Genomic DNA, 16,080 nt, shown 5'->3' with positions numbered 1-16,080 from the left:
CCGGGGGGTCAGGCGAGGCCGCCGCCGTCGACGACGAGGGCCGATCCGGTGATGTAGCTGGCGGCGTCGCTGGCCAGGAAGAGCACGGACTGGGCGATCTCGTCCGGGGTGCCGGACCTGCCCATCGGCCGGTCGGCCGCGTCGGCCTCGAAGGCCGACCAGTCCTCGCCGAGCTGGCGGGCCTCGTCGCGCAGCATCGGCGTGTCGGTGTCGCCGGGGTTCACCGAGTTGACGCGGATGCCGGCCTTGGCGTGGTCGATGGCCAGGGCCCTGGTCATGTTGACGACGGCGGCCTTGGAGGCGCAGTAGGAGATGGCGTTGCCACCGCCCTTGAGGCCCCAGCCGGAGCCGGTGTTGATGACGGAGCCGCCCTCGGTCATGGCCGGGATGGCGTGCTTGCACATGAGGAAGACGGACCGCACGTTGACCGCCATGACGCGGTCCCACTCCTCGACGTCGAGGTCCAGGGCGGTGGTCCGGCGGATGATGCCGGCGTTGTTGAACAGCACGTGCAGCCCGCCGAAGGTGTCGACGGCGGTGCGGACGATCCGTTCGCAGTCGTCGGGGTCCGACACGTCGGCCCGCACCGCCACGGCGGCCTTGTCGCCCGCCTCGGCCGCGATCTGCTCGGTCGTCGCCTCGGCTCCGGGGCCGTCGAGGTCGGCGACCACCACCTGGGCGCCCTCGCGGGCGAACAGCAGCGCCGTCGCCCGCCCGATGCCCGAGGCACCGCCTGTGACGATCGCGACCTTGCCCTCGAGCGTCTTCATCCGTGGAACTCCTCACTTGCTGTACAGATCTGGTAAATCGTGCTTTCGCGGTATCCGGTGATCACCTGGACGTGGCCGCTGAGCTTGCGGTCCAGGTCCTCGTCGCCGCTGTCGGCCAGCAGTGGCCGGCCCCGCAACGCGGCCAGCTTCTGCGGGGTGGAGACCACCAGCAGGCGCCGCGCGGCGGCGTCGCCGTACCCGATGACCGCGTCGAGCACCCGGGGCGAGATCTGCTGGTTGCCGCGGCCGAGGACGAACCCCTGCCCGCCGATCACCGACAGCACGACGACCGCCTCCCGGCCCGCGACGAGAGCCAGCAGTTCCGGCTCGGCGACGTCGCCCGCCACCAGCACGCCCGTCTCACCGGACTCGACCACGTCCACCCCGAGCAGCGTGGTCGCCAGCCCGAGGGCGCGGCCGACCGCCTGCGTAGTCGCGCCGGGACCCAGGACGTAGCGGACGCCGGGCCGCATGCGGGCCACGACCTCTCGCGCGATGCCCTCGACGGTGGCCGGGCCGATCCCGCTGGATCCGGCCTTCCGGCCCGACAGGCCGGCCCTGGCGGCGGGGACGCGCAGGATTCCGTAGAGGCGCGGGCTCACCTGTCCCTGCCGGTAGCGCTCCTCGTCGAGATCCACCACCTCGGCCTCCACCGTGCCCGGTACGTCCGGGCCTGGTGTCGCCGGGCCTGGTGTCGCCGGGCCTGGTGTCGCCGGGCCTGGTGTCGCCGGGTCCGATTGCGCCGGGTCCGGGTCCGCCGGGACCGCCGTCCCGGCGCCGCGCCGCAGGCCGGCCTCGGCGGCAGAGAGATGGTCGGCGGCGAGCAGTCCCGCCGCGGCCGGGCTGACCGCGAAGCAGCCCGAGTAGACCTTCACCCCCGCCGGGATCCCCAGCACCGGGGGCGCCTGGTCGCCGAGCGCGCCGACCGCGTCGAGCACGTCCCGCGCGGTCCCGTCGCCGCCGGCGAACAGCAGCAGGTCGACGTCGGCGAGCGCGCCGACCGCCAGCCGCGTGTCACGTGCCGTGGTGGCCACGCCCGCCGGGAGATCCGCTCCCGGCGTTCCGGCGCCCGCCGGGAGATCCGCTCCCGGCGTTCCGATGCCCGCCGGGAGGTCCGTTTCCGGCGTTCCGGCGTCCGCCGGGGCCGGGGCCGGCCGTACCAGGGTGAAGGACGCTCCGGCGGCGCGGGCGCTGTCCTCGCCCATCGGACCCGGCACCGTGACCACGCGGGTGCCGGGGCGGCGGGCCAGCAGGGCGCGGACGGCGCGCGCCGCCCGCTCCCCCGCCCGAGGCGTCGCGCCCCTGGCCAGGGCCTCACGCTGGATCCGCGCGCCGTCGCTGCCCTTCAGACCCGCCGCCCCGCCCAGCCCGGCCACCGGGTTCACGATCAGCCCGACCACCGCGTCGCGGGGCGGGCGCGGGGCGGGCAGGCCGGCGGTCATGACAGGTGCTTGCGGACGTAGGCGCGCCAGGTGGGCGCCCACTCCTTGGGGTCGTCGAGCGGCGTCGGGTCGATCTTGTGCACACTCTGGTTGTACGGCGCGCCCTTGACGAACTCGGGGTCGCGGCGCGCCTCGTCGGCCACGTGGGCCAGGATGGCGGCGTACTCGTCCAGGTCCTCCTTCGAGTACGACTCCGTGGGCTCCAGCGTGAACGGCTCCGGCACCAGGTAGGGGTGGTGGCTGGTCCAGTAGTGGACGCCGAAGTCGGCCGCCCTGACGCCGATCTCCTCCGAGTGGACCCCGGTCTCCTCCGACAGCTCCTGCCAGGAGTAGCGCACCTGCTCGACGCGCCGCTTGTCCCAGGGCGCCGACGCGCCGGGAATCTGCAGGATCTTGTGCATCAGGTAGTTGTTGTTGAGCACGGCCGTCTCGGCCACCTGCCGCAGACCCTCGCCGCCGAGGGCCATGATCCAGGCGTAGGCGCGGACGATGTTGGGGGTCACGCCGAGGAAGGGACGCACCTTGCCGATCGAGCGGGACGGGGTCTCCAGGCCGTAGGCCGAGCCGTCGAAGGTGACGACGGGGCCGGGCAGGAACGGCTCCAGCGCCTCGGAGACGCCGCACGCGCCCGCCGCGGGGCCGCCGCAGGCGTGCGGCGTGGAGAAGGTCTTGTGCAGGTTGAAGTGGCACAGGTCGAACCCGGCGTCCCTGGCCCTGGTGATGCCGAGGATGCCGTTGGCGTTGGCCTGGTCGTAGCAGGCCAGGCCGCCCACACCGTGCACCAGCTCGACGAACTCCCTGATGCGGGGGTTGAAGATGCCGGTGTCCTCCGGGTTGGTGATCATCAGCGCGGCGGTGCGGGGGCCGACGGCCGCGCGCAGCGCCTCGATGTCGGGGTAGCCGTCGGCGTCCGGCATCAGGGTGATCACTTCGTAGCCGGCGGTCTTGGCGCAGGCGGCGTTCGACGGGTGGGAGAACATCGTGGTGATGACCTGGTCGCGGTGGCCCTCGCCGTTGGCGGCGTGGTAGGCGCGGATCATGGCGATGTTCGCGTAGATGGCCGCCGACCCCGATCCGGGCTGGAGGGAGACCCTGGACATGCCGGAGATCTCCGCCAGCATCCGCTCCAGCCGCCAGTAGATCTCCAGGACGCCCTGGACGGTCTCCTCGTGCTGCAGCGGGTGCACCTCGGCGATCGCGGCGGCGAACCTGTCGTTGACCTTGGGGCTGTACTTCATCGTGCAGGTGCCCTGGCCGACGTCGATGTTCAGGTCGACGCCGAGGTTCTCCTGCGACAGGCGCAGGTAGTGCCGCAGCACGTGCAGCTGCGCCATCTCGGGCAGCTTCGGGGGCTCGGCGCGCCGTACGGACTCGGGCAGCTCCACGCGCGGCGCGCCCGGCTCCGGCACGGCCAGGCCGCGGCGGCCGGGGGCCGACAGCTCGAAGATGATCGGCTCGTCCCAGCGGGCCTGGTGGAAGCGGCGCAGCGGCGGCTTCGGCGCGACGGGGAGTTCGGCGAAGGACTCACCGGTGTTCACAGCACCTCCTGGACGGCTGCGGCGAGGCGGTCGATGTCGGCGATGGAGTGGCGCTCGGTCACGCAGACCAGCACCGTGCGGTCGTCGAGGGCGACGCCGCCGTAGATGCCGCGGGCGCGCAACCCGTCGAGCAGGGCCCGGCTGGAGGGCACCTCGATGGCGAACTCGCGGAAGTGGATCGCGTCCCTGTGCAGCACGGTGACGGATCCGGCGAGGGCGTCCATGGCGTAGCGGGTGCGGGCCAGGACGGTCTCGCCCAGCTCGCGCATGCCCTCCGGCCCCATGAGCGCCAGGTAGACGCCCGCCGTGATGCCCCAGAGGGCGGCCGCGGTGCCGACCCACTCCTTGCCCTCCTCGCGCAGGGCGAAGGAGGTGCGGTCGTAGTAGACGTCGCCGAAGCCGTACTCGCCGGGGACCTTGGTGGGCGCGATGCCGAACAGCCGGGAGGGGAACTCGGCGACCAGCGGCTCGTGGTCGTGGGTGGCGATGTAGCCGGCGTGGCCGCCGCCGTAGCTCTGGTGCATGCCGAGCGACTGGATGTCGCCGCAGACGATGTCGGCGCCGTAGGCGGCCGGCGGGGCCAGCACCCCGAGCGAGATCGGGTCGGCGCCGACCACGAGCAGCGCGCCGTGGACATGGGCGAGGTCGGCCAGCTCCCGTCCGCGGGTCTCGACGACGCCGTAGACGTTGGGAGTCTCCAGGTAGACGGCCGCGTAGGAGTCGTCGAACGCCGAGACGGAGATCTCGCCGCCGTCTCCGACCGGGGCCAGGACGATCTCGATGTCGGGGCTGAGGAAGTCGCGCAGCTTGCTCAGCTTGTCGGCGCTGACGGCCGCGCAGAGGAGCACCTTCGAGCGCCCGGTGTAACGGCAGGCCATGCGCAGGGCCGTGCCCGCCGCCTGGAAGCCGTCGTAGGTCGGGACGTTGACCACGTCCATCTCGAGCAGCTCGCCCATCATGCTGACGTACTCGAACAGGGCCTGGAAACGCCCGTGGTCCTCGTACGGCTCGCCGGCGTAGGCGGTCAGGAACTCGCTGCGGGAGTTGACCTCGTCGCAGACGGCCGGCACGTGGTGGGGGTAGCAGCCGTGCCCGAGGAAGCTCAGCGCCTGCTCGGTGTCGGTGACGCGGTCGAGCAGGCCCTTCATGTGGCGCACGAGGTCGTGCTCAGCCGTGAACGGCTCCGGGAGGTCGAGCGGCCTGGCCAGCCGCAACTCCGCCGGGATGTCGGCGTAGAACTCCTCGACGCTCGCCGCGCCGATGGCGGCGAGCATCTCCGCCCGCACGCCGGGCTCGGCGTTCGGGATGTAGGGGTGCGTCACGTGTCTCCTTCGATCCTCAGCACGACGGCGTCGCGCGGGGCGAGTTGGATGGTGCCTCGCAGGTCGGTCTGGGTGAGCAGGTCCCTGCCCGGCCTCGGGAGGGTGACCTGTTGCGGGGTGGCGGTGTGGTTGAGCAGGAAGAGGTGGTTCTCCCGCCGGGTGGCCTCCACGCCCGCGGGGACGTCGATCGCCTCCACCCCGTGGAGCACCCGGTCGAGGACGGGCGTGACGTCGTCGAGCAGGCAGCTGACGTAGGTGACGGTGCCGTTGCGGGTGACGGCGGGCAGGCCGTCCAGGTCGCCGCCCTCGTAGCGGGCCAGCACCTCGACGGCGTCGCCGACCAGGCGCGGCCACTCGGCCCACGTGCGGGCGAGGCCGGGGGTGCCGTCGGCGTGCCGTACCGGCTGGGCGGTCCCGTCGGGCAGCGGCCAGAACTCGTCGATCGCGACGCCCAGCAGGTCGCGCAGCGGGCCGGGGGCGCCGCCGTCGTGGACCCGGTCAGAGGCGTCGACCACGCCGCTGAACGGGCCGACGACCAGCTCGCCGGTGACCGACTCGAGGGCCTTGGCCTGCTCGGCCGTGCACAGGTACAGGTTGGGGACGATCACGACGCGGTAGGCCGACAGGTCGCGCTCCGGCGGCGCCAGGTCGACCGCGATCCCGCGGGCGTGCAGCGGCGCGTACCAGGCCAGCAGCAGATCCTTGAGCTTGAGGCGGTTGGAGGGCATCGACTCCGGCGCCTCCAGGCCCCACCAGCTGTCCCAGTCCATGACCAGCGCCACCTCGGCGCGCGTGGCGGTGCCCGCGACCTCGGCCAGTCGCCGCAGGTCGGCGCCGAGCCGCAGCGTGTCCTGCCAGCCGCGCGTCCGGGTGCCGCCGTGCGGGAGGAGGGCCGAGTGGAACTTCTCCGGGCCGTACTTGGCCTGGCGCCACTGGAAGAACATCACCCCGTCGGCGCCGTGGGCCACCGCCTGGAGGCTGTGCAGGCGCATCATGCCGGGCGGCTTGGCCACGTTGACCTCGCGCCACGACACCGCCGAGGGCGCCGACTCCAGCAGCAGCCAGGGGCGCTGCTTGAGCGAGCGCATGAGGTCGTAGCTGAGGGCGATCGCCACGTGCGAGTGCGGGTCGGCGGGGTCGGGGTAGGCGTCGTCGCTCACCAGGTCCTCGGCCGCCGCCCACGCCCAGTAGTCGAGGCCGTGCAGGATGCTCATGAAGTTCGTGGTGACGGGTACGGCGGGCGTCACCTCGCGCAGCGCGTCCCGCTCGGCGGTGAACAGCTCCAGCAGGGCGTCGCTGCAGAAGCGGCGCCAGTCGAGCAGCTGGGCGGGGTTGACCGGCCCCGGCGCCTTGCGGGGCGGCTCGATCTGCCCGAAACCCGTGTAGTGCTGGCCCCAGCAGGAGGTGCCCCAGGCGTCGTTCAGCGCGCCGATCGTGCCGTAGCGGGCCTGGAGCCAGGCGCGGAAGTGCCGGGCCGACTCGGGGCAGAAGCATTCGAGCGTGTGGTCGGCGTACTCGTTGCCCACGTGCCACATCGCCAGCGCCGGATGATCGGCGTACCGGGTGGCCATCGTCGTCGCGAGGCGCACGGCGTGCTCACGGAAGATCGGCGAACTCGGGCAGTACCCCTGCCGGGACCCGAACTCCAGCCGTACCCCCTGCGCGTCCACCGGCATGATTTCCGGATGCTCCCGAACCAGCCAAGGCGGCGGGGTGGCGGTGGCGGTCGCCAGGTCGGCGGTCACCCCGTGCTCGTGGAGCAGGTCGAGGACCCGGTCCAGCCAGCCGAACTCGTACACGCCTGGTTGGGGCTCCAGCCTTGACCAGGAGAAAACCGCGACGGTGGCCATCGTGACCCCGGCCTCGGACATGAGCCGCACGTCCTCGGCCCAGACCTCCTCCGGCCACTGCTCGGGGTTGTAGTCACCGCCGAACAGCAGTCCCGGCACTCGGGTCAGGCGCACTGATCGCTCCTTCCGGACATCCGAAATCTGTATACAGAATTCATAGTGCTGTATTTTGCATGCCGTCAAGGGTTAAGCTGATCAGGGCCGAACCGAAGGAGTGATATGCCGATCGACCGGCGACCGCTACGCGAGCAGATCAGGGAAGAGCTGCTGAGCAGGCTCGATCGAGGCGACTTCGCCGCGGGGACCGACATCAACGAGGTCGCGCTGGCCGCCGACCTGGGCGTCAGCCGCACCCCCCTGCGCGAGGCGCTGATCACTCTGGCGGGTGAAGGCGTGCTGGAGAGCAACCAGGGCCGCGGGTTCCGGTTCGCCCCGGTGAGCAGGAAGGAGTTCAGGGAGCTCTGCGAGATCGTCGCCGCGCTGGAGTCTCTGGCGCTCGACTGCTCCGACCCGACCTACCTGCGCGAGATCGGCCCCAAGCTGCTCGATCTGGCCCGCGACTTCCCCGACCGGATCGCCGAGCAGCAGGAGATAGAGCGGCACGACGACGAGTGGCACGACCTGCTGCTGAGCGGCTGCCGCAACGAGCGGCTGCTGGACCTCATCACCAGCGTCAAAGCCGGGATGCGCCGCTACGCCCACCTGCTCGCCGGCGACGAGACGCCCCTCGAACGCGAGGCGGCCGAACACTGCCGCGTGGCCGAACTCCTCATGACCGGCGATCTTGCCCAGGCCGGCGAGGCGCTGCGCGACAACTGGATCAACGGCATGGAACGCATGATGTCGCACATCCCCGCCTCCTGACCGGGCACACCCGCTCCTTCACCACCGCAGGACGCGCTTGCCGCGCCCCTTCCGGATGCGCGCTGCGGCCCTTCCCAGGTGGCAGCGTGCTGCGGCCCTTCCGGATGCGTGATACGGCCCTTCCGGGTGGATACGTGCGGTGCTTCCGGGTGGATGCGTGATACGGCCCTTCGGGGTGCGTGATGCGCCCTTCGGGCCGGCCGGATGCTCCTCTTGGGCGGCATCGAACCGCGGACAGGCGGTCCGGTCTGGCCAGGTCGCCCACAACCCTGAGTCCGTCACCAACCCAACGGGCGCTCACCCTGACGATCAGCCCGCAAAGCCGGCGTCGGGGACATCAGCCGGAGTCCCGCTGGAGTACGCGTGATGGACGGGCGGCCACCGGTGACCACGGTGGCCGTGACCCCGCTTGCCGTACGGGCACCCACCAGCGGCCCCGACCACCACCCCACGGATATCGGCCGACACCCCAGGAACGCCCCGCTACAGACACCCAGGGGACGCCGACCGACACCCGCGGACGCCGGGGTAAGGGCCCCGTCGCAGGTCGGCGAGGGACCCTGCACATACCGGCGGGGCTATTTCACCCCGGCCTCGCGCATGTCGCGGAGTTCGCGCTTGAGCTCCTTGATCTCGTCGCGCAGCCGGGCCGCCACCTCGAACTGCAGGTCGGCCGCCGCCTGGTGCATCTGCTCGGTGAGCGAGTCGATGAGCGTCTCCATCTGGGCACGCGGCATCTCGCCCGCGATCGCCTTGGCGTGCTGGCCGGCCGGGGTCGCGCCGGAGGCACGCAGTGCGCGCTGCGCGGCAAAACCCGGCACCGGCGCCTTGCCGCGCGACTGCTGCCTGCCGCTGCCCATCAGCTGCTCGGTGTCGGCGTCCTCGCGCTGCAGCGAGTCGAGGATGTCGGCGATCTTCTTGCGCAGCGGCTTCGGGTCGATGCCGTTGGCCTCGTTGTAGGCGATCTGCTTGGCGCGGCGCCGCGAGGTCTCCTCGATCGCCCGTTCCATCGACGGGGTGATCTTGTCGGCGTACATGTGGACCTGGCCGGACACGTTACGGGCCGCGCGGCCGATCGTCTGGATCAGGGAGGTCTCCGAGCGCAGGAAGCCCTCCTTGTCGGCGTCGAGGATGGCCACCAGCGAGACCTCGGGCAGGTCGAGGCCCTCCCGCAGCAGGTTGATGCCGACCAGCACGTCGAACTCGCCCATGCGCAGCTCGCGCAGCAGCTCGATCCGGCGCAGCGTGTCGACCTCGCTGTGCAGGTAGCGGACCCGGATGCCGAGCTCGAGGAGGTAGTCGGTCAGGTCTTCGGCCATCTTCTTGGTGAGCGTGGTGACCAGGACCCGCTCGTCCCTGTCGGCGCGCTCGCGGATCTCGTGGACCAGGTCGTCGATCTGGCCCTTGGTCGGCTTGACGACGACCTCGGGGTCGACGAGGCCGGTCGGGCGGATGACCTGCTCGACCACCTCGCCCTTGACCCGGCCGAGCTCGTAGGTGCCCGGCGTGGCCGACAGGTAGACGGTCTGGCCGATCCGCTCCAGGAACTCCTCCCACTTCAGCGGCCGGTTGTCGAGCGCCGACGGCAGGCGGAAGCCGTGGTCGACGAGGGTGCGCTTGCGGGAGGCGTCGCCTTCGTACATGGCGCCGATCTGCGGCACCGTCTGGTGGGACTCGTCGAGGACCAGCAGGAAGTCTTCGGGGAAGTAGTCGAGCAGCGTGTTGGGCGCGCTGCCCGCCTCGCGGCCGTCCATGTGGCGTGAGTAGTTCTCGATGCCGGCGCAGGTGCCGACCTGACGCATCATCTCGATGTCGTAGGTGGTGCGCATGCGCAGCCGCTGGGCCTCCAGCAGCTTGCCCTGCCGCTCCAGCTCGGCCAGCCGCCCGGTCAGCTCGGCCTCGATGCCCTCGACGGCCCTGGCCATGCGCTCCTCGCCCGCGACGTAGTGGGAGGCGGGGAAGATGTAGAGCTCCTCGTCCTCGGTGATGACGTCGCCGGTCAGCGGGTGCATCGTGGAGAGCTTCTCGATCTCGTCGCCGAACATCTCGATGCGCACGGCCAGCTCTTCGTACTTCGGGATGATCTCAATCGTGTCGCCGCGCACCCGGAAGGTACCGCGCGTGAAGGCCAGGTCGTTGCGGGTGTACTGCATGTCGACCAGGCGGCGCAGCAGCTGGTCGCGGTCGACCTCCATGCCGACGCGCAGCCTGGTCATGCGGTCGACGTACTCCTGGGGCGTGCCCAGGCCGTAGATGCATGAGACCGAGGCGACCACGATGGTGTCGCGCCTGGTGAGCAACGAGTTGGTCGCCGAGTGGCGCAGCCGCTCGACCTCGTCGTTGATCGAGGAGTCCTTCTCGATGTAGGTGTCGCTCTGCGGCACGTAGGCCTCAGGCTGGTAGTAGTCGTAGTAGGAGACGAAGTACTCGACCGCGTTGTTGGGCAGCATCTCACGCAGCTCGTTGGCGAACTGCGCGGCCAGTGTCTTGTTGGGCTGCATGACGAGCGCGGGCCGCTGCAGGCGCTCGATCAGCCAGGCGACCGTGGCGGTCTTGCCCGTGCCAGTGGCGCCGAGCAGCACGTTGTCCTTCTCCCCCGCCTTCACCCTGCGCTCCAGCTCGGCGATCGCCGTCGGCTGGTCGCCGGAGGGGGTCATCTCGGTGACGACCTCGAAGGGCGCCACCTTGCGCTGCAAATCTGTTACCGGCCGCATGTCATTCACTGTAGGTGGTGGGACTGACATTTCTCACGGCAAGCCCGCCCGCCCGCTGACGCCTGCCCGGGCACTCCGGCGAGACTCCGGTACCCGCGGTCGCATCGGGCCCATTTTCTCCCGCCCGCCGTGCAACGTCAGCGCCTCCCTCCCCGTCTATACCGGGATGGAAGGGACCACATGACCGACGATGCGCTGTTCGAATCGTTCGTCGCCGGCCGGGCCGACGCGCTGACCCGTTACGCGTACGCGCTGACCGGCAACCCGCACGACGCGGCGGACCTGGTGCAGGAGGCGCTGGTGCGGCTGCGCGGCTCCTGGTCGCGGGTGTGCCGCAAGCACGACCCCGAGAGCTACGTGCGGGTGTCGATGACCCGGCTGCACATCAACGTCTGGCGCCGGCGGCGGCGCGAGCATCTGGCGTGGGACCCGCCGGAGAGGGAGACGGCCGACGTCCCGTCGGCGTGGGCCGACTTCGACTCCGATCTGTGGCGGGAGCTGGCCAAGCTGCCCCGCCGTCAGCGCACGGTGATCGTGCTGCGCTACTACGAGGACCGGTCGGACGAGGAGATCGCCGCGATCATGGGCGTCTCCCAGGGCACGGTCCGCAGCCAGGCCTCCCGCGCGCTGGACAAGCTGAGGTCGAGCCTGACCCTGCTCCCCGAACCGGAGCCGACGACATGACCGCCTCCCTTGACCACCCCATGACCATCTCCATGACCATCTCCATGGCCATCTCCATGACCGTCCCCATGACCGTCACCGGCCCTGCCCCCGCGACCCGCGGGCCGAGCCTGCGCCCCGGCGCACGCCGATCCCCCGGCCGCCGCGCCAAGCGTCCCGGATCGGCGCGACCCATCCCCCGAGAAACGGAGAGGGCACGATGAGCGAGCTGGAAACCCTGCTGCAGGACTCCCTGTCCCGCTCGGCGGGCCGCGCGCCGGCCGCCCCCCACGACCTCCTCCAGCGGGTGGACGCCGCCGCCCGCCGCCGCCGTCGCAGGGGCACGGCGGCGGCGGGCGCGGCCGCCGCGGCCGCCGTGGTCGCCGTGGTCGCCGTCACGATGACCGGCTTCCTCGTGACGTCCTCGCTGACGCCGGCGCGGCCGGCGGAACCGGCCGCGCCCGCCACGGCCTCCGGCGACCCGCGACCGCTGAGGAAGGTGTGGCCGCAAGCGGTCCACACCCTTCCGCGCACGCTGCCGGACGGCAGGCCGTACCAGGTGGAGAGGTTCCTCGACCGGGACACCCTGCTGGTGCGCACGACGAAGGACGGCAACGCCGACCGCGCCGACGGGCTGTGGTCCTACAACGTGAAGTCCGGCGCGCTGACCAGGCTGGTCGCCGTCCAGCCGCCGAAGGGCACGGTGGTGAGCTGGCCCTTCACCGCCGCCGGGGAGGGCCGGCTGGTCTGGTGGACGCTCCGCAAGGACGGGGCCCGCCGGGTGACCGACATCTGGGCGGCTCCGGTGAAGGGCGGCGCGCAGCGCAGGGTGACCTCCTTCGAGAGCGCGCCGGGACGAGGGGAGATCGGCCACTTCGCCGTCGCCGAAGGGAAGGTGGTCTGGTCGCTGGGCGGGGACGGCGGCCTGTACGAGGCACCGCTGAGCGGCGGCGCCCCCAGGAGGATCGGCGGGACCGAGGGGCTGCACCTGCTCCGCTGGCCGTGGGCGGCGGCGTTCCAGTATCCGCGCACGAAGAAGCAGCCGGAGCCGCCCTTCGGCGAGCTGGTGAACGTGCTGACCGGCGAGCGGCGCGCGGCTCCGGCGGCCGGCCAGGACCGGCCGGTGAACTGCGGGATCACCTGGTGTGTCGCCGGCGAGCGGGCCTTGACGCGCGACGGCTCGCGCGAACGCCTCCTGGGCGGTCATGCCTGGGACGTGCCCGCGATGGACCGGTTCGTGCTCGCCACCACGGTCGAGGACGGCCGGTTCCAGCACACGCAGCTGTACGACCTGGCCACCGGCAGGTCGGGTGATCTGGGCATCAGGGCGGAGGCGGAGGGCGGATCGGCCTCCCCGGACCTCGACCGCCGCGCTCCGGGCGTGTTCGCCTACGAGCTCGACGGCAGGCTGACGGTCGTCGACCTCACGATCGCGTCGCGATGAGCCACGAAGAGGTAACAGGGCGTTTACACCGGGGCGCCTCCTCGGGTATCTCCTAGGGAGGTCCGCACCGTCCCAGCACGACACCTCGGGCACCGGCCGAGACCTTCGACCGTCACGGGCTGTTGACACTCTTTTGCAAGCGATCATCAAGGCTTGCCCGATACGGTACGGATTCCCCCCGGTTCGACAAGAGAGGTGCGATGTCTCGACCACGAGAAGCCCTGATCCAAGCCGGTCAGGGCATAGCTCAAGCCATGGCACAGGGCGGAGACGTACGGCAGGCGATGGGCCAGGCCGTCGAACAGGCCGTGGACCAGGTCGGGCAGCTGGCAGGGCAGGCACCGGGCTTCCAGCTCAACCCCCGCGACTTCCTGGCCGCCCGTGACGGCGGCGCGTCCGTCGGCACGATCATCGAGGCGCGGTCGGCGACGCTGGGCGAGGCCGGTGAGATCGTCAGCCGCAGCTTCACCGAACGCGGCCCGAACGGCGAGCCCCTGCACGTCATCTCCCCCGTCGTGATCCCCAAGGGCAGCACCGCCAAGGTGCTCATCCCGCTGGCCATCCTGGTCGTGCTGGGGCTCGTCGGCGCCCTCGGCAACGTGGTGCCCGGTGTCGACGTGCTGTTCGGCGTGCACTACTGGGTGGTGCTGGTGCTGGCCGCGGCGTTCCTGTGGTGGCGGCGCAGCGTGGTCATGGTGCCCGAGGGCTGCAAGGCGCTGATCACCAAGTTCGGCAAGCTGGTGCACATCGCCGATCCCGGCCGGGTGACGCTGTTCAACCCGTGGAAGCGGGTCAGCTACATCGTCAACACCACTCGCGAGTACCCGTTCAACGCGCCCATCAGGGAGGCGCCGACCCAGCAGGGCGTCAAGGCGAGCGTCGACCTGTTCCTGCAGTTCAGGATCGAGAACCCGGCGGAGTTCATCTTCGTGCTCGGCTCGGTCAGCGGCTTCCAGTCCAAGCTGCAGAACGCCATCAGCGAGGTCACCCGCTCGCTCATCTACGCGCAGCGCGCCGAGGAGATCTACGACCTGGTGGGCGAGAGCACGCTCGGCATGCTCGACAGCCTCAACCAGCAGTTCCTGCCCGCCGTACGGCTGACGGACGTGAACATCACCCACGCCGAGCCGTCCAGCCAGGAGTACCGGATGGACCTGGCGGCCCCCGAGATGGTGCGGGTGGCCAAGGAGGCCTACACCTACGAGTACGAGCTGCAGCTGCGCAAGGAGCAGAACGAGGGCGACCTGGTCAAGGAGCTGGCCGGCCTGCAGGAGACGCTGAGCGCCATCCAGGCCGAGATCGCCTCCTACCAGGCGCGCATGGACACCGCGCTGGAGCGGGCCTCGCACCAGGCCAAGGCGCAGGCCAGGCAGCGGCTCGTCGAGGCCGAGTCGACGGCCAACGCCAACGCGGCGCTGCTGGAGGCCCAGGCGCTGGACATCAGGGCGCTGTCGGCGGCCGAGGCGCCCGAGATCCTCGACTACCGCTTCCAGCAGGACCTGCTGGACAAGCTGGAGTCGGTGGCCGCGCGCCTGCCCCAGGTGGTGCAGGTGGGCGAGGAGACCGACATCGACTTCCTCGCGCTGGCCCAGCAGCTGGTCGGCGGCAAGGGGGCGGCGCTGTTCTCGCCCGAGGACATGGCGGCCATCAGGGCCAGGCTGTCCGAGATCGCGCAGCGGGTCGAGCAGCGCGAGGACGAGATCACCGCACTGCTCAGGCGCGCCGCCGACGAGGTGGCGACCGCCGCCGATCCCGAGCCCGCGGCCGTCCCCGACACCGTGATCCCCGCCATCGCGCAGGCACCCGCCGAGCCGGCGCGTCCCGCCGCGGCCACTGCCGCCCCCGGCGCCGCCGGTAGCGGCGCCTCCGGTAGCGCCGCCCCCGGTGACGGCGCGGCCGGCTCCCCCCGCGCGGCGGCCGGCGGCCCCGACTGGGCGGACGTCGACGCCGAGACGACGATCGAGCGCCCGATGCGCCTGCCCAGCCCGGCGCCTCCCTCGGCGCCCAGCGCGCTGCCCTCCTACGAGCGGCCCGTGCCCCCGCCGCCCGCCCCTGGCTCGGCCGTCCCCGGCCCGTCCGCGCCGGGCTTCCCCGGCGCGTCCGCACCCGGCTCGGTCCCCGGCGCGCCCGCCCCCAGCCCGTCCGGCGGGGGCTGGCCGGCGCCGCCGCCCGAGCCGCGCCCGCTCGGCACCCCCGTCTGGCCCGCCCGGCAGCCCCAGGGCAACGAGGAGGATGACGCCCGATGAGCCGCGAGTTCTCGAAGATCAAGGAGTCGCTGGCCGCCTGGTCCGAGATCCGCCAGCTGCTGCGCGGCGGCGAGCAGGGCCAGCTCGTCCCCGTGGTCATCCCCAAGGACAGGCGCGGCTTCGCGTGGATGACCCTGGTGTTCCTCGCCCTGTACTTCGCGCTGATGGCCGTCTTCACCGGCGAGCTGCTGGCGGTCCTGGCCGCCATCGCCGTCCTGCTGATCGCCCTGATCTCGGTGTGGCGGCGCGCCATCATCGAGATCGAGGAGGGCACCACGGGCGTGCGCAGCAGGTGGGGCGCGATCACCGGGGTGCTTCCCCCCGGTCGCCACTACCTGTGGCTGCCCTGGGACAAGGTGGACGCCGTCGTCGACACCTCCACCGAGATCCCCTACTCGGCGCCCATCTCCGCCTGCCCGACGGCCGAGAACGTGCCGCTGAAGTCGATCGAGTTCTTCCTGAAGTTCCGCATCGTCGACCCGGTGGCCTTCGTCCGCACGATCGGCGCGGGCAACTTCGACCTGGTGCTGTCGAGCGCCGTCCAGGACGCCATCAGGCAGCGCAGCCGCAGGGTCAACACCGAGCGCGCCTACGACCTGCGCGGCTCCGACGTGGGCGACATGCAGGAGGCGCTCAACAGGCAGCTCGGCCGCTACGGCGTGCGCGTCACCGGCGCCAACATCCCGGACGTGCAGCTTCCCGACCAGTACCAGCAGCACCTGGCCACCAGGGAGAAGGTCGCCAAGGAGCTGTCGGCCTACGAGCGGGAGTGGGAGCTGACCCGCAAGCGCCGCATCGACACCTTGCTGATGGAGATCGAGCGGTCGAAGAAGACCCGCGACGCCCGCGTCGTCGAGGTCAAGGCCGCGCACAACACCGCCCGCAAGGACGTCGCCCGTATGCTGGAGGAGCAGGAGACCGAGGCCCAGCGGGTGCGATGGGAGATCGAGGCGCGCGGCAGGGCCGAGCTCACCGCCGCCGAGAACGAGGCCAAGGCACTGCGCAGGCTCGCCGACTCCTACCGTGACAACCGCGCGGTCCTGCAGTACGAGCTGGCTCGCCGCCGGCTCGACGTGGGGGCCAAGCTGGCCGAGAACGCCCCGCAGCCGCTCGTCGTCCGTACGGCGAGCGGGCAGGGCGATTCGGCGCTGTCCACCCTGCTCCTGGCCCAGCTGCTGCCCAGGATCGCGGGGAACGGCCCGGCCAACCCGCCCGTTGGCCAGTAAA

The 16,080-nt window shown here is 71.6% G+C and carries 11 protein-coding genes; 5 read left to right on the top strand and 6 right to left on the bottom strand.

Annotation, left to right across the window (positions count from 1 at the left end; translation table 11 throughout):
* Nucleotides 1-8: 8 nt before the first annotated feature.
* The 5 genes from ABZX22_RS19185 to ABZX22_RS19165 are packed head-to-tail and all read right to left on the bottom strand — an operon-like array spanning nt 9 to nt 7,036.
* Nucleotides 9-770, bottom strand: coding sequence for an SDR family oxidoreductase (locus tag ABZX22_RS19185; RefSeq protein WP_354910597.1), 762 nt, complete (start codon nt 768-770; stop codon nt 9-11).
* Nucleotides 767-2,212 (bottom strand): NAD(+)/NADH kinase, encoded by a 1,446-nt coding sequence (locus ABZX22_RS19180; RefSeq protein WP_354910595.1) that lies wholly within the window; start codon nt 2,210-2,212, stop codon nt 767-769. Before ABZX22_RS19180 ends, ABZX22_RS19185 begins: the two co-directional genes overlap by 4 nt.
* Nucleotides 2,209-3,750 carry an aminomethyl-transferring glycine dehydrogenase subunit GcvPB gene (gene gcvPB / locus ABZX22_RS19175; protein WP_354910593.1) on the bottom strand — a complete coding sequence of 514 codons (1,542 nt, stop codon included), beginning with the start codon at nt 3,748-3,750 and terminating at the stop codon, nt 2,209-2,211. The genes ABZX22_RS19180 and gcvPB overlap by 4 nt, the downstream gene beginning before the upstream one ends.
* Nucleotides 3,747-5,072 carry an aminomethyl-transferring glycine dehydrogenase subunit GcvPA gene (gcvPA, locus tag ABZX22_RS19170; protein WP_354910591.1) on the bottom strand — a complete coding sequence of 442 codons (1,326 nt, stop codon included), beginning with the start codon at nt 5,070-5,072 and terminating at the stop codon, nt 3,747-3,749. The genes gcvPB and gcvPA overlap by 4 nt, the downstream gene beginning before the upstream one ends.
* A complete protein-coding gene (locus tag ABZX22_RS19165) occupies nt 5,069-7,036 on the bottom strand; it encodes a beta-galactosidase (RefSeq protein WP_354910588.1) in 1,968 nt (655 codons plus the stop codon). The genes gcvPA and ABZX22_RS19165 overlap by 4 nt, the downstream gene beginning before the upstream one ends.
* 105 nt (nt 7,037-7,141) lie before the next feature.
* On the opposite strand from ABZX22_RS19165, the gene ABZX22_RS19160 reads away from it, so the two are divergent.
* Nucleotides 7,142-7,786 (top strand): GntR family transcriptional regulator, encoded by a 645-nt coding sequence (locus ABZX22_RS19160; protein ID WP_354910586.1) that lies wholly within the window; start codon nt 7,142-7,144, stop codon nt 7,784-7,786.
* A gap of 578 nt (nt 7,787-8,364) precedes the next feature.
* On the opposite strand, the gene uvrB is transcribed toward ABZX22_RS19160, so the two are convergent.
* Nucleotides 8,365-10,500: an excinuclease ABC subunit UvrB gene (gene uvrB, locus ABZX22_RS19155; protein ID WP_354910583.1), complete on the bottom strand. Its 2,136-nt coding sequence runs from the start codon at nt 10,498-10,500 to the stop codon at nt 8,365-8,367.
* A gap of 180 nt (nt 10,501-10,680) precedes the next feature.
* Between uvrB and ABZX22_RS19150 the strand changes: the two genes are divergently transcribed.
* The 4 genes from ABZX22_RS19150 to ABZX22_RS19135 all read left to right on the top strand — a co-directional run bounded on the left by ABZX22_RS19150 (nt 10,681) and on the right by ABZX22_RS19135 (nt 16,079).
* Nucleotides 10,681-11,184, top strand: a complete 504-nt coding sequence (locus ABZX22_RS19150; RefSeq protein WP_354910580.1) for a SigE family RNA polymerase sigma factor — start codon at nt 10,681-10,683, stop codon at nt 11,182-11,184.
* A gap of 199 nt (nt 11,185-11,383) precedes the next feature.
* Entirely contained in the window at nt 11,384-12,607 is a 1,224-nt protein-coding gene (locus ABZX22_RS19145) for a hypothetical protein (RefSeq protein WP_354910578.1), read from the top strand.
* A gap of 254 nt (nt 12,608-12,861) precedes the next feature.
* Nucleotides 12,862-14,853 (top strand): SPFH domain-containing protein, encoded by a 1,992-nt coding sequence (locus ABZX22_RS19140; protein ID WP_354910577.1) that lies wholly within the window; start codon nt 12,862-12,864, stop codon nt 14,851-14,853.
* Nucleotides 14,850-16,079, top strand: a complete 1,230-nt coding sequence (locus ABZX22_RS19135; RefSeq protein WP_354910574.1) for an SPFH domain-containing protein — start codon at nt 14,850-14,852, stop codon at nt 16,077-16,079. The genes ABZX22_RS19140 and ABZX22_RS19135 overlap by 4 nt, the downstream gene beginning before the upstream one ends.
* Nucleotide 16,080: the final 1 nt, after the last annotated feature.

Source organism: Nonomuraea sp. NPDC003804 (assembly GCF_040610675.1).
In the GTDB taxonomy this organism is placed as follows: Bacteria; Actinomycetota; Actinomycetes; order Streptosporangiales; family Streptosporangiaceae; genus Nonomuraea.
Note: the sequence above shows the minus strand (reverse complement) of the source record. Positions and strands in the feature narration are given on the sequence as shown.

Bases quoted from the DNA above. Each gene is read 5' to 3' on its own strand.
- ABZX22_RS19185 (WP_354910597.1), bottom strand. From the start codon at position 770: ATGAAGACGCTCGAGGGCAAGGTCGCGATCGTCACAGGCGGTGCCTCG.
- ABZX22_RS19180 (WP_354910595.1), bottom strand. From the start codon at position 2,212: ATGACCGCCGGCCTGCCCGCCCCGCGCCCGCCCCGCGACGCGGTGGTC.
- ABZX22_RS19160 (WP_354910586.1), top strand. From the start codon at position 7,142: ATGCCGATCGACCGGCGACCGCTACGCGAGCAGATCAGGGAAGAGCTG.
- uvrB (WP_354910583.1), bottom strand. From the start codon at position 10,500: ATGCGGCCGGTAACAGATTTGCAGCGCAAGGTGGCGCCCTTCGAGGTC.
- ABZX22_RS19150 (WP_354910580.1), top strand. From the start codon at position 10,681: ATGACCGACGATGCGCTGTTCGAATCGTTCGTCGCCGGCCGGGCCGAC.
- ABZX22_RS19145 (WP_354910578.1), top strand. From the start codon at position 11,384: ATGAGCGAGCTGGAAACCCTGCTGCAGGACTCCCTGTCCCGCTCGGCG.
- ABZX22_RS19140 (WP_354910577.1), top strand. From the start codon at position 12,862: ATGGCACAGGGCGGAGACGTACGGCAGGCGATGGGCCAGGCCGTCGAA.
- ABZX22_RS19135 (WP_354910574.1), top strand. From the start codon at position 14,850: ATGAGCCGCGAGTTCTCGAAGATCAAGGAGTCGCTGGCCGCCTGGTCC.